Source organism: Bacillus sp. ISL-18 (genome assembly GCF_018613415.1).
Taxonomy (GTDB): domain Bacteria; phylum Bacillota; class Bacilli; order Bacillales; family Cytobacillaceae; genus Neobacillus.
The window spans coordinates 39,823-52,465 of the sequence record NZ_JAGGQG010000026.1 but is presented as its reverse complement, the minus strand read 5'-3'; the positions used below and the strand labels follow the sequence as shown (position 1 = coordinate 52,465).

13 protein-coding genes are annotated in these 12,643 nt (G+C 40.2%); 9 read left to right on the top strand and 4 right to left on the bottom strand.

Features of this window, described 5'->3' with window-relative positions; genetic code table 11:
- Nucleotides 1–10 precede the first annotated feature (10 nt).
- A complete protein-coding gene (locus tag J7E81_RS26815) occupies nucleotides 11–397 on the top strand; it encodes an FxsA family protein (RefSeq protein WP_215047242.1) in 387 nt (128 codons plus the stop codon).
- 207 nt (nucleotides 398–604) lie between these two features.
- Here J7E81_RS26815 and J7E81_RS26810 read toward each other — a convergent pair whose 3' ends face one another.
- Nucleotides 605–2,824 carry a SpoIID/LytB domain-containing protein gene (locus J7E81_RS26810; protein ID WP_215047241.1) on the bottom strand — a complete coding sequence of 740 codons (2,220 nt, stop codon included), beginning with the start codon at nucleotides 2,822–2,824 and terminating at the stop codon, nucleotides 605–607.
- 155 nt (nucleotides 2,825–2,979) lie between these two features.
- Here J7E81_RS26810 and J7E81_RS26805 point away from each other — a divergent pair, with 155 nt between their 5' ends.
- Nucleotides 2,980–3,195 carry a spore germination protein gene (locus J7E81_RS26805; protein ID WP_215047240.1) on the top strand — a complete coding sequence of 72 codons (216 nt, stop codon included), beginning with the start codon at nucleotides 2,980–2,982 and terminating at the stop codon, nucleotides 3,193–3,195.
- A gap of 220 nt (nucleotides 3,196–3,415) precedes the next feature.
- Nucleotides 3,416–5,224 (top strand): sensor domain-containing protein, encoded by a 1,809-nt coding sequence (locus J7E81_RS26800; RefSeq protein ID WP_215047239.1) that lies wholly within the window; start codon nucleotides 3,416–3,418, stop codon nucleotides 5,222–5,224.
- Nucleotides 5,225–5,544: 320 nt separating this feature from the next.
- On the opposite strand, the gene J7E81_RS26795 is transcribed toward J7E81_RS26800, so the two are convergent.
- From J7E81_RS26795 to J7E81_RS26785, 3 genes are all read right to left on the bottom strand, one after another.
- Nucleotides 5,545–6,453, bottom strand: a complete 909-nt coding sequence (locus J7E81_RS26795) for a DMT family transporter (protein ID WP_215047238.1) — start codon at nucleotides 6,451–6,453, stop codon at nucleotides 5,545–5,547.
- Between the two features lie 93 nt (nucleotides 6,454–6,546).
- Nucleotides 6,547–7,068 carry a hypothetical protein gene (locus J7E81_RS26790; protein ID WP_215047237.1) on the bottom strand — a complete coding sequence of 174 codons (522 nt, stop codon included), beginning with the start codon at nucleotides 7,066–7,068 and terminating at the stop codon, nucleotides 6,547–6,549.
- Nucleotides 7,068–7,538: a hypothetical protein gene (locus J7E81_RS26785; protein WP_215047236.1), complete on the bottom strand. Its 471-nt coding sequence runs from the start codon at nucleotides 7,536–7,538 to the stop codon at nucleotides 7,068–7,070. The genes J7E81_RS26790 and J7E81_RS26785 overlap by 1 nt, the downstream gene beginning before the upstream one ends.
- Before the next feature lie 203 nt (nucleotides 7,539–7,741).
- On the opposite strand from J7E81_RS26785, the gene J7E81_RS26780 reads away from it, so the two are divergent.
- The 6 genes from J7E81_RS26780 to J7E81_RS26755 all read left to right on the top strand — a co-directional run bounded on the left by J7E81_RS26780 (nucleotide 7,742) and on the right by J7E81_RS26755 (nucleotide 12,640).
- Nucleotides 7,742–8,755 (top strand): serine hydrolase domain-containing protein, encoded by a 1,014-nt coding sequence (locus J7E81_RS26780; protein ID WP_215047235.1) that lies wholly within the window; start codon nucleotides 7,742–7,744, stop codon nucleotides 8,753–8,755.
- 140 nt (nucleotides 8,756–8,895) lie between these two features.
- A complete protein-coding gene (galE, locus tag J7E81_RS26775) occupies nucleotides 8,896–9,909 on the top strand; it encodes a UDP-glucose 4-epimerase GalE (protein WP_215047234.1) in 1,014 nt (337 codons plus the stop codon).
- A gap of 40 nt (nucleotides 9,910–9,949) precedes the next feature.
- Nucleotides 9,950–10,405 (top strand): GNAT family N-acetyltransferase, encoded by a 456-nt coding sequence (locus J7E81_RS26770; protein ID WP_215047233.1) that lies wholly within the window; start codon nucleotides 9,950–9,952, stop codon nucleotides 10,403–10,405.
- Nucleotides 10,406–10,725: 320 nt separating this feature from the next.
- Nucleotides 10,726–11,097 (top strand): GntR family transcriptional regulator, encoded by a 372-nt coding sequence (locus J7E81_RS26765; protein ID WP_215047232.1) that lies wholly within the window; start codon nucleotides 10,726–10,728, stop codon nucleotides 11,095–11,097.
- A gap of 19 nt (nucleotides 11,098–11,116) precedes the next feature.
- Nucleotides 11,117–11,803 (top strand): ABC transporter ATP-binding protein, encoded by a 687-nt coding sequence (locus J7E81_RS26760; RefSeq protein WP_215047231.1) that lies wholly within the window; start codon nucleotides 11,117–11,119, stop codon nucleotides 11,801–11,803.
- Nucleotides 11,804–12,640, top strand: a complete 837-nt coding sequence (locus J7E81_RS26755) for a hypothetical protein (protein WP_215047230.1) — start codon at nucleotides 11,804–11,806, stop codon at nucleotides 12,638–12,640.
- The last annotated feature ends 3 nt before the right edge of the window (nucleotides 12,641–12,643 follow it).

The window sequence follows — 12,643 nt, the reverse complement described above, 5'->3', positions numbered from 1 at the left end:
GGAGTATTCCATGCGTTATTTATTTTTATTAATCATTGCGATACCGGCAGCGGATATTGGATTATTGATTTTATTCGGGAGATCCATCGGTTTTTGGCCGACCTTGTTGCTGATTATTTTAACAGGCGTCCTTGGTGCTTATTTAGCGAAAAGGGAAGGGCTGCAAACGATTCGGAAGGTCCAAGAGCAGTTAAGCCGCGGTCAGCTTCCGGGGGATGCGGTATTAGATGGGATTTGCATTTTAATCGGCGGAACTTTTTTATTAACACCGGGATTTGTTACCGACATTATCGGCTTTTTAATGCTTTTTCCACCGACAAGGAAGTTATTTAAGGTTTTAATTCTATATTTATTCAAAAAGAGGATTAATAGAGGAAATCGGAAAATCATCAAATAAAAAAAGGTTGTATACCCTGGATTGTGCACAGGGATACAACCTTTTTATTAAAAGATAAGAAAGTATAAACTTCGACTTCGAGAATTGTCCAGCTCCAGGCGCAATCGGCTCGAGGTCACAAGCCAATCCGTCCAAAAGGTTAAAGAACAACCTTTCAGCCGGCTTGTCTTGTGCTTGTCGCCGATAGGCAGGCGCCTTGCGCTTTTCTTATTTAACAGCTGTTTTAGGTACAAAACCGGTTAATTTTCCATAACTGATTCGATACCAGCCGCCGCTTGTTGAAAGAATGGTAACGGTTTGGTTTTTCTTGATGACGCCAATAATTTTTGCTTTTGATGAAGCAGAAGTTCGGACATGTAATAAGGAGACGATCACTTTACCTGTTTTCAGCTTTTTAACTTCAAATGAAGCTGCAGCAGAAGATTTGTTATTACTTGGGTCGACAGCATTGATTCCAATTGTATATTTTCCGTTCGCATAGGGAGCCGTGCTGTATGGCAGAGTTAATATGCCAGCTTTTGTTAAGGCATCCTTTTTCAAATAAGTGAGGATTTTCCCTTTGCTGTCTTTTACATATACCGTTAATTTCGCCGTCTCATTTGAATTAAAAATGAGTGTACCTGTATTACTGCAGTTATTGACACTAACCTTTATGCCCGTTAGTTTTGGAGCAGTGGTATCTTTTACTGGGACGATCTTCTTCACGTCAAAGGATGGCAGTGTTGATGCTTGATTATTGGATTCATCAATCGCAATAATCCCAACAAAATATTTGCCATTTGCTAAAGGAGAAGTACTGTATTCTTTTGTCGTCGTGCCACGTTCAGTTAAAACGTTTTGAGCTAAATAGGTCAAAATCTTCCCATTACTATCTTTAATATAAATGGTAATTTTCGCTTTTTCATCGGTATAAAAAGAAATCGTTGCTTTATTTTTTGCATTATCAGCACTAACTTTCACACTGCTGATCTTTGGTGCGATCGTGTCAGCTTTTGGAGTTTCCACAACCGGCGGTGTTGCAGCACCATTTGCAGGAGTTTCCACTGCCGGCGGTGTCGCAGTACCATTTGCAGGAGTTCCCGCTACCGGTGGTGTCACAGTACCACTTGCTGGAGTTTCCACTACTGGTGGGAGTGAAGCATCACTTGATGGAACGGCCAATTGCGGTCTTTCCGTGTATTCTTTCGATAAAGTTGTGCCATCATAATAAAACGCAAGGATTTCCTTATATGTTTGACCCGCATCTGCACGGTTTTTCGCACCCCATTGGCTTAAGCCAACACCATGACCATCACCGAGACCTGAAACGGTGATTGCTTCAGTTGTTTCGGTTGTAGTGGTTACCAAATAACTTAACATGGTCCGAATGCCAACCATAGCCCGTACTTGAGAGGCAGGTACATTTTTGTACTCTAATTTTTGCGGTGTAAATAAACCACTCGGGTCTACTTTATCTTTTGTTAAAAATTCAATCGTTATATTACCTTTTGATACACGGCCGCCAGAGGTCGGTGTCGTCAAGGACATGACAGGAATAGCCGTAATTTTAATGTCTTTCCCTGCGTATCCGTGTGATAGCATCCAGGTTTTAATCGAGGATGTTAAAGAAGCATCAGTTTCTTTCATTTGATCCCAAGCAATTATGGCTGGATTGATTTGTTGTTTTTTTACAGAAAATGTCCAAGGTGTTTTAGCATCAAACTCGTCTGTTTTGATGGTCAAATAAGCTACAGGCAATGTTCCCCATACATTTGCATTTGACTCGGTTTTCCCGCCATTACTGGCAGAGAAAACAGCACTGATCATTCGGCCATTTGATTTTAATACTTCACCCTTCGTCTCATCTACCGCTGCTGTACTGTTTGGGTGCCAAGCATACCCGCCGTAAACTTGATAATTAATCGTGTCGTCCATCACTTTATTTAAATAGGAGAGGGCATAGGTTCTAGCTGCGACTGCCTGGGATTTTAATGCTTCTTTTTTCCAGCCTGCCATCATTTCAAAAGGTACAACACCCTTTAAATAATCTTCTATAAAAACCTCATTAATGGGCCGGACATATTTTGAATTCTCAGGGATAAACCGAAATGAACCTAAATAGGGACGATTGTTAATGGTTAGATAGTTTGTTTCTAATGACGGGATTAGGTTTACGGAATCACTTTGAATAAGTGTGGTGGAGCCTTCTAATACGATGATTCTATTAGAATCATATTTGACCACATAAGAAGTCCCATTTTTTAAACGTAGATTAGACCCTTGTATAAGATAATCCCCCGTAGGCCTAATGGTTAATTGTGTTTGGTTGCCTATATAATTGACCAATTTAACCTGCAATTTTGGTTCAATCGTGTCAGCCGAAACACCTGAAATAAAAAGATTAAATAGTAAGAAAAAGGAAAGAAAACTTACTACTATTCTATTCAATTATTCTCCTCCGCTCATAAATAATATACTCACATAAAAAATCATACTTTATTAGAATAATAGTTTACAATGGGTGTTTTTGGGAAATGCACACACAATTTATCCCCCTGGCATAAATTGAATTAGGAAATTCAACAGAAAAGGAATGTTCAACTATGTCATTCATTCCGCCAGTCAGTATTAATACCATCAGCGGCGGGGTCGTGCAATTTGGTGGCGCCGTGTTTGTTTCTCCAAAAAGCTCAGCAAAAACCGCACTGGGCGCAGGGGCTAGTAATACAGGAGCACAAGTTATCACCATTAGTGGAATTAGTTCCACCAATTCGGCTGTATCTGACGTCATTGACCAGCCAATTGTTCAGGATGCTTAACGGAACCAAAAGAGGCTGTCATGTACGTATAACAGCCTCTCTTCTTCTACTAATATTCATCGAGTTTCTTGCTATGGAAATAATTTAACAGTGTGAATGATCCTATTAATTGCTATATTAGCTTTAAATATATTACAATAAACTATTTCTATTCTATTCATAATAGTGAAATAGTCGTATATTAAATTTATACTATTTAGAAGTTTTTGGGGGGAGCAGTTTGGCCGTCAGCTTTGTTTTTAAACTAATCATCTTGGCTTTAGGTTTTGTGGTAAAAGCTATCATAGTGATTGCCAAGGATGTAACCAAGCGTAAACTAACAGAACATGAATTAATCATAGAGATGAAGAACCTCCAAGAGCAAATCAAAATAAGTGAACAGCGTTATAAATCACTGTTTGATTACCATTCTGATGCGGTTTATTCTCTGGATTTATCGGGAAAATTTACGAGTGCAAACGGTGTGTGTGAAACCTTATCAGGTTATAACCCGCAAGAACTGCTTGATAAGAATTTTTCAGAACTCATCCATGAAGAGGATTTAGCTGAAACGATCCGAATCTTTTATTTAACCATTCAGGATGGAGGAAGCCAGCAGAATAATCGATTCCGGCTGAAACGAAAAAATGGAGACAGCATTCATTTGGATACCACGACGATTCCGATTATTGTCGGTGGACAAACTGTCGGTATGTATGGAATTGCGAAAGATATCACCGAGCAAATCAAGAATCAAGAGATTATTCAACATTTGGCCTTTCATGATTATTTGACCGGGCTTCCTAATCGAAACATGTTAGAGTCGCTTCTAGCAAACGAGATGATTACGGTTGAAAAGGTAGCCATCTTATTTATTGATCTTGACCGCTTCAAGATTATTAACGATACATTAGGTCATTCCATGGGTGATTTGCTTTTAAAAAGGGTCGCTGAACGGTTAAAAGATTCCCTAGCGGAAAAAGACCTCATTTTTCGGCAGGGTGGAGATGAGTTTATCGTCATTTTAAATGATTCTGACCGGGACCGAGCGGGTGCGGCAGCTAATCAAATCCTCGAAGCCTTATCCACACCGTTTAAATTGAACACGACGGAAGTGTATATTTCTCCGAGTATCGGTATCAGTTTAGCACAAGAGGATGGCGAAACGGTTGCTACACTGATTAAGCATGCGGATTTTGCGATGTACCAGGCAAAGAAGGCCGGGAAGAAAACCTATCGTTTTTATTCTTGTATTAAGTATGAGGGTGATTTTGATCCATTAACAATGGAATTGGAACTTCATAAAGCCTTAAAGCATGATGAGCTGTTCCTCCATTATCAGCCCAAAGTGAATTTGCAAACAGGAAAAATGTTCGGTGCCGAAGCATTACTTCGATGGAATCACTCCAAAAGGGGCATGGTCTCGCCGGAAAGGTTTATCCCGGTTGCAGAGGAATCAGGCCTAATCATTCCAATTGGGGAATGGGTGCTCAGGCAAGCGTGCAGTCAGAATAAAAAGTGGCAGGAGAACGGATTACCGCCAATCGTTATCTCTGTGAATCTATCTGCCCGCCAGTTCTCTCATGCAAGCATTGTAGCGACGGTCGAAAAAATTCTGGGCGAAACGGGTTTGGAGCCGCATTATTTAGAGCTTGAGATTACCGAAAGTATGACCTTTGATATTGAACATACGATTTCTACTCTTCATGAATTAAAGAAGCTGGGTGTTCTGATTAGTATTGATGATTTTGGAACAGGCTTTAGTTCATTAAATTATTTAAAACAGTTTCCTGTTGATACCTTAAAGATTGATCAGTCATTTGTTAGGGAATTAAGTCATAATCATGATGTCACGATTGTCAAAACGATTATATCGATGGCACACCATCTCCAATTGAAAGTAGTGGCTGAGGGGATTGAAACAAGGGAACAATTAGTCTTTTTACAGCAGCATGATTGTGATGAGGGACAAGGCTATTTCTTTAGTAAACCCCTTTCTGCTGAGGAATTTAACAAGGTATGGACAAGGATTGAACGGCTTGTCGTTTAAAAAAAGAAGGTGTCCCAAAAGTATAACTTTTAGGGGCACCTTCTTTTTTTGTACATTAAACTAGTCTGTTGATATCCGCTCCAGGCACTTCGCTTTCCGCGGGCGGTACGGGGACCCTCCTCGTCGCTTCGCTCCTGCGGGTCTCCCCTGCCCCGTACTCCCGCAGGACTTTGAATTTTCATCCTCGAATCCGCCCACGCACGAAGGAAATGCGATAGCATTTTCGAGGAGTCTTCGTGCCTTCCGCTCCAATCAACAGAGTGTGCAAAAATTAGTCATCAGCCATCTTTTGGGTTAGCCTCTTTTTCGAATTCAATCTTTTAATTAAAACTACCTTCCTTGACGACTTCTGGGATTATTTTTTCCTGTTTTTTAGTCAAAAAGAAAAAGACTCCAACTAATACGAGCAGTCCGCCGACAATTTGCCAGCCTGCGAGGTTTTCATCCAATAAGAAGAACGCTAAAATGGTCGCACCGACTGGTTCTCCTAAAATGCTCATGGAAATCGTTGTGGCATTTACATAGTTTAATAGCCAGTTATTGATGACGTGACTTACGGTCGGCACGGAGGCAAGTAATAGAAAAATCCCCCACTCTTTTGCAGGATATCCGGTTACGGCCACACCTGCCGAAAGATTATAGATGGTCAGTACAATCGCTGCCGATAAAAAAACGCAAAAACTATACAGCCAATGAGAGACCTTTTTAACCGTTGATTGACCGATTAACAGGTAACCCACCACCGATATCACACTCAAAAATGAGAGGATATCCCCCATAATCGCACCCTTGCTTAAAGCCAAGTCGCCCCAGCCAATCATCATTGCCCCTATGATGGCGATGCCCATGGTCATGAGGGCAGAAAGGGTGGTACGCTCTTTATACAAAAAGAATCCCCCCGCCAACGAAACAATCGGCTGGAGCGCTAGGATAATGGTTGAACTTGCGACGGTCGTCAACTTTAACGAACCGAACCAGAGAACAAAGTGAAACGCTAAAAAGAGGCCGGAAAAAAATAAAAAATACCAATCTCGTTTCACGATTTTTTTAAATTCTTGACGCTTTTTCCAAACGATTGGCAGCATCAGGATACTGGCAAACCACATCCGGTACATACTTAAAATAGAGGCGGGTGCGTCTGACCATTTCACAAAAATAGCCGAGAACGAAATCGCAATAATCGAAATCGTCAGCGGCAGGGCAATCGATCTTGAACCTTCCTGTTTCACCGTATTCCTCCTATGACAGTATCTAATGTCAAATATCTTTTTATTATACGCTTGTTTTTTATAGGTCTCAACGGCTTTCCAAAATATAACAAGCTACTTTTCTTCGGTAACCGGCTTCCTTAATGCTTTTAATTTTTCGAACCTGTAATTTATATAGTGGAAAAACAAAAGGTAAATACATAAGGTGAGTAAATAGACGGGGTAAGAGTAGGCAAAGTTCCATTTATAATACTTGAAAAAGTTAAATTTCACACTGATCCACTCCACCAGCATCGCAATGAATGACCAACCGAGAATGTACCAAAAGATCAGGCGGCCGTGAATCGGCCATTTATCAAAAAAATAAACAAAAAAATAACCAAATGGCGGGTAGATAAACCAGCCAATCCAATCAAACAACTCATATTTGCCGAAGTCATTGATATCATACGTATTAAAGCTTAAGCCTGCTAAAATATGGTCGGTCACTTGTACATAAGCCATTCCGAAAAATAGGATCAGTAACGTGATGGTAAGCGGAAACCGTTTCGGAAGTTTGATCATCAATGAATAAGTAAGAATGAGGGATATAATAATAAACCATTCGTTTTGGTCAAACTGATCGGGCAGCAGCATTAGTGTTTCAACTCCTTCAAGACTAATTTTCGAAAGAGAAAATGAAGGTAGTAGGTGACGATATAAATACAAAGCCATTGGGCAAAATCATAGGTCCAATTCCAGTCTTTATAGGTAAGCACCTGTAAGTAAGTTAACCCACTTTCTAAGCCCACAATGGCTGCAACCGCAGCCAGAATCAGAAAAATTTTTAGCCAACTCGCTTGGACCTTGCGGCAATGATCGATACAGCAGGCAATGATTAACGGATATAAAACAATAAAGGTCAGATAAAACGTAACGTGTGCCGAGGTTTTATCTGCTAATTCAATGGCTTTGAAATTAAGCATTACTAGGTCCATAATATTACTATCCAAATACATCACCAGCAGAAAAATCATTGTCAGTTCCAGTGTATTCAGTATCTTGGGCCTTACTGTACAATAAATGGCGGCAATTAAGCTGATGGTGGAATAAATGGTTAAAGACATAGCGTCCCCCTTTATCCGTTATGTTCAATAATATGCCCCAAAATTAGAATTTTCTTGCACATAAAAACGGGCAGTCGCCATTTAAGGTTAGCTGCCCTCTTGGTTCTTTACTGTTTGCGCCGCCATTTTCCAATGGAGTTGCCTTTAACGTACGATTTATGGAATTATATTTTAAAAATAATCTAAAGGGAAGATGAAATTGTATGAAATTCAAATACCTTGTTATAGCTCTTTTCTTATTTGCTCAAAGCTGTTCCTTGAGTCCAAAAATTGGTGCAAGGAATACTCATGAGCCCCAAATTGAACAGCAAAGAATTCGAGATTATCTACTTTCCAAACATGTCAATGGGACCATTGCGGTAGTGAAGAAAGATAAGGTGATTTTTAACGAGGGAATTGGTTTGGCCAATCGAGCTTCTGGGAGAGCGAACTTGCCTTCCACCACTTTTCCCATTGGCTCCATCACTAAATTGATGGTTGCCACAAGTATTTTGCAGCTTCAGGAAAAAGGAAAGCTGAGCACGGAGGATTCGGTATCAACGTTTATTCCTAACTTCCCAAATGGCCGCCGTATTAAACTAATTTATTTATTAAACCATACGTCGGGAATTGAAGAGAATCTATTTTTCCATGGAAAATCAAAAGATATGTTCAAAGGGATCAGCGTTAAATTTCCTGCCGGTAAGAAGTGGGATTACAATGATATCAATTATTTCGTGTTAGGACTTGTCGTTGAAAAAGCATCAGGAGAATCACTACATAACTATATTCAAAAAAATATTTTTGACAAAGCTTCGATGCAGCGTTCCGGTTTTATGACGCAAAGCAGGCCGATGCCTTTTACTTCAAAAGGCTATCTAAAGACGGGGGATTATGAACTGCCAGTCAATATATTGAATATGGCTGAGCTATTCGGCTGTGGGGATATCTATGCAACGGCTCTTGATCTCTGTTTGTTTGATGAGGCGTTACTAAGTGGGAAGCTCCTTACCGAACGGAGTTTACAGGAAATGTTGAAACCTGGACCCCAATCAAAGTATGGAGAGGGTGTCTACATTAACGACAATAAGGTTTATAGCAGGGGAGTTGTTGGAGGCTGGGAAACGCTCCATGTATTTTTTAAGGATCATACCATCATCGTGATTTTGCTCAATGTTCGTGACAAGAACATCAATATTCATCAGCTTGCAAGTGATATAAAGAATATCATCCACTAGTATATAGTAAGTTAATGGGGCATAGGCATGCCCCTATTTTTTTAACAAAGTATTTGGTAATATGGAGTTATAAATTATAGAATTAGAGGCTTAAGAAACTGCAATAAAGTTCCCCAGAGCCTAACTAAAGGAGCGATCATATGGCAGTATTAGTAACGGGAGGAGCCGGTTATATCGGCAGCCATACTTGTATTGAACTGTTAAATGCCGGACATGAAATAATCGTTGTCGATAACTATTCCAACAGTAAACCGGAATCCTTACAACGAGTAAAAGAACTCACAGGAAAAGATTTTGCCTTTTATGAGGTCGATCTGCTCGATCGGGCCGGCCTTGAGAAAGTATTTGCGGAAAATCAGATTGAGGCCGTGATTCATTTTGCGGGTTTAAAAGCAGTGGGTGAATCGGTATCGATTCCACTTCATTATTATCATAATAATATCACTGGAACACTGATCCTATGCGAAGTCATGAATCGATACGGTGTCAAGAACTTAGTCTTTAGTTCCTCTGCCACGGTGTACGGTATGCCAGAGCGAGTGCCGATTTCAGAGGATTTCCCGCTAAGTGCCACGAACCCATATGGCCGGACAAAGCTGATGATTGAGGAAATTTTGCGGGATTTATATGTTTCTGACCAGGAGTGGAGTATTGCGCTATTACGCTATTTCAATCCAATCGGTGCGCACGAGAGCGGCCGGATTGGCGAGGATCCAAATGGTATTCCGAATAACTTGATGCCATTTATCACCCAAGTGGCGGTTGGCAAGTTAACGCAATTACAAGTGTTTGGCAATGATTACCCAACGGTTGATGGTACAGGTGTACGCGATTATATTCATGTCGTTGATTTGGCGATTGGCCATTTAAAAGCGCTTGAAAAGATTCTCCCTGCCAAGGGTGTGGAGGCTTATAATCTTGGTACAGGTACCGGTTATAGTGTACTTGAAATAGTCGCTGCGTTTGAAAAGGCAGCCGATGTAACAATTCCTTATAAAATTGTCGAGCGCAGGCCAGGGGATGTTGCGGTTTGTTACGCTGACGCCTCAAAAGCAAAAAATAAGCTTGGCTGGACAGCTTCTAAGGGAATCGCGGAAATGTGCGAGGATTCCTGGAGATGGCAGAAAAATAATCCGAACGGTTACGAGGACTAACGCTATTTAGGGGCGGAGTTAACAAGCGTGGTGATGTTTTATGTTAATAAAAATAGATGATTTAACGGGACCTGAAATTAAGGAATTGATTAGGGAGCATCTACATGGGATGACATTGAATTCACCGCCTGAGAGTATTCATGCTCTGGGGCTGGAAAAGCTGCGCAAACCGGAAATCACGTTTTGGAGTGTCTGGGAGAATCAGGAGCTGCTGGGATGCGGGGCCCTGAAAGAATTGAATCACCAGCATGGCGAGGTTAAATCAATGCGGACGTCTTCCAAGCATTTACGAAAAGGTGTTGCTAGAGTAATGCTTCAGCATATTATCGATGAAGCGAAGTTGCGCGGCTACCGGCGTTTGAGTTTGGAAACAGGGTCGATGGATGCCTTTGGGCCAGCCAGAAAGCTGTATGCAGATTTTGGCTTCCATTACTGTGAGCCGTTTGCGGATTATCGTAAGGACCGGAATAGTGTTTTTATGACGAAGGAATTTTAGCAATAGTCGGACTTACTGAATGAAGACTTGGGCTTATTACAATAGCAAATGAAAAGACGTGTGACTAGTTCACACGTCTTTTTTTGTGAACTGGATGAAATCTCTTCTATATCATCAAGTTCGTATTACCTCTCAGACAGGCAAGCAAATTAAAAACATAATAGCGTTTAGGTTTGTAAATAAAATATTACCTGAATTGGTATTGACAGGAAGTGTGTATTACGGGTATAGTACACTTAAAGTGTATGAACCAATTAGTACACACACTAAAAAATACCATATGAAAATCTAAAAATGTAGGAAATTTAGGAGATGTTTTCATGAACGTTACCTTTAATAATCGTGACCCCGTGTACTTGCAAGTGGTTCGGTATTTTAAGGAGCAAATTGCGATTGGAAAACTTGAAGCAGGTCATGATATTCCTTCAAGACGAGAGCTTGCTGCCATGCTAAAAATTAATCCCAATACTGCCCAAAAGGCATATAAAGAAATGGAGGAGCAGGGTTTGATTCATACTGAACGTAATTTTCCCAGCCGGATCACCAACAATCAAACGATTTTACATTCAGTTCGTGAAGAGCTCATTATGGAAGCAGTTGATACGTTTGTCACTGCCATCAAGCCCATAAATGTATCTCTTGATGAGCTGTTAAGCTTGATAAAAGACAAATATGATGGAAGTCAAAGTTAATTAAGGGGGAGACTTCAGAGTGATAGAAATACAGAATATTACGAAAAAATATGGACGTAAAAAGGTATTGGATGGTGTTTCGTTTACGGCGAACCAAGGGGAAATAACCTGTTTAATTGGAATCAACGGCGTAGGCAAGACCACTACATTAAAAGCGATTATGGGTCTAACACCCATTACCAGCGGACAAATATTAATCGATAATGAGCGGCTGAACAAAGGAACCTATGAAAGACTTACCTTTATTCCTGATGCAATCACGATGCCAACTCACATGACAATTCATGATGCTTGTGTTTTTATGGATGACTTTTATGTCAATTGGAACCAGGAACGTGCCCGGGAGCTGCTGCGTTTTTTCAAACTATCTGAGGATATGCGCATTGCCGAATTGTCAAAAGGCAACACCGCAAAAATAAACCTGCTTTTAGGACTAGCAATCGACGTGGATTATGTGCTAATGGATGAACCATTTTCCGGTATTGATATTTTCAGCAGGGAACAGATCGCGGAGGTGTTCTCCAGTCATCTAGTGGAAGGTAGAGGAGTGATTATTACTACCCATGAGATTAATGACATTGAACATTTAATCGATAAAGCTGTTCTTTTGGATAATGGCAAAGTTCTAAAGGAATTTTACACGGAAGATCTTCGCTTAACGGAAGGAAAATCGGTCATCGATGTATTAAGAGAGGTGTACCAATAAATGAATCATTATATGAAACTAGTGAATTATGAAATCAATCGTTTTGTTAAAGTGTATCTTTCCCTTCTTTTGATTACGTTCATTTCTCAATTCGCTGGAGTGCTTATAAGTTCAGTGAATAAAAAAAATGATGTGAAGCGTATCATGTTCGAACAATCATGGTCAATGGCCGAATACATTCATCACAATGGGAAAATCTCCTTTCTAGCCAACCTGGAGACCCTATGGTTTTTGGGGCCAATCGCTGTTTGTGCTGCTGCGATGATTTTTTATATTTTCCTCATCTGGTATCGTGACTGGTTTGGTAAAAATACGTTTATTTATCGTCTATTGATGCTGCCCACCTCGAGATTAAACATATTTTTTGCCAAAGCGACTGCCATTTTTTTAATGGTACTTGGTTTCATTGCGTTTCAAATCGTCTTATTGCCTTTACAAAATGGACTGTTTCAGTGGATTGTTCCAGAGGATTATATTTTTATCATGAATCTAAGTGAGATCATGCGTGCCAGTACGTTTATTAGTATGATCATCCCAAATACCTTTAGCGAATTTCTAGCATACTATGGACTGGGTTTCATCGCGATCCTTGTTGTTTTCACTGCCATTCTATTTGAAAGAAGCTATCGTTGGAAAGGGATTGTGATTGGAATCCTTTATATCATCCTAGCAGGAGCCGTTTTTTTGTTCCCGTTAATCATTATGGTTATTTCCGAACGCAGCAACCTCTTTTATCCATTAGAGTTTTTGCTCCTTGAGATCGGATTGGGATTACTTGTTACATTTACATCCATTTGGATAAGTAAATTTTTACTAAATAGAAAGATTACTGTGTGAGGA

Excerpts from the sequence above, each read along its gene's own strand:
- J7E81_RS26785 (WP_215047236.1), bottom strand. The coding sequence starts at position 7,538 with ATGTCTTTAACCATTTATTCCACCATCAGCTTAATTGCCGCCATTTAT.
- J7E81_RS26815 (WP_215047242.1), top strand. The coding sequence starts at position 11 with ATGCGTTATTTATTTTTATTAATCATTGCGATACCGGCAGCGGATATT.
- J7E81_RS26755 (WP_215047230.1), top strand. The coding sequence starts at position 11,804 with ATGAATCATTATATGAAACTAGTGAATTATGAAATCAATCGTTTTGTT.
- J7E81_RS26770 (WP_215047233.1), top strand. The coding sequence starts at position 9,950 with ATGTTAATAAAAATAGATGATTTAACGGGACCTGAAATTAAGGAATTG.
- J7E81_RS26805 (WP_215047240.1), top strand. The coding sequence starts at position 2,980 with ATGTCATTCATTCCGCCAGTCAGTATTAATACCATCAGCGGCGGGGTC.
- J7E81_RS26765 (WP_215047232.1), top strand. The coding sequence starts at position 10,726 with ATGAACGTTACCTTTAATAATCGTGACCCCGTGTACTTGCAAGTGGTT.
- J7E81_RS26780 (WP_215047235.1), top strand. The coding sequence starts at position 7,742 with ATGAAATTCAAATACCTTGTTATAGCTCTTTTCTTATTTGCTCAAAGC.
- J7E81_RS26790 (WP_215047237.1), bottom strand. The coding sequence starts at position 7,068 with ATGCTGCTGCCCGATCAGTTTGACCAAAACGAATGGTTTATTATTATA.
- galE (WP_215047234.1), top strand. The coding sequence starts at position 8,896 with ATGGCAGTATTAGTAACGGGAGGAGCCGGTTATATCGGCAGCCATACT.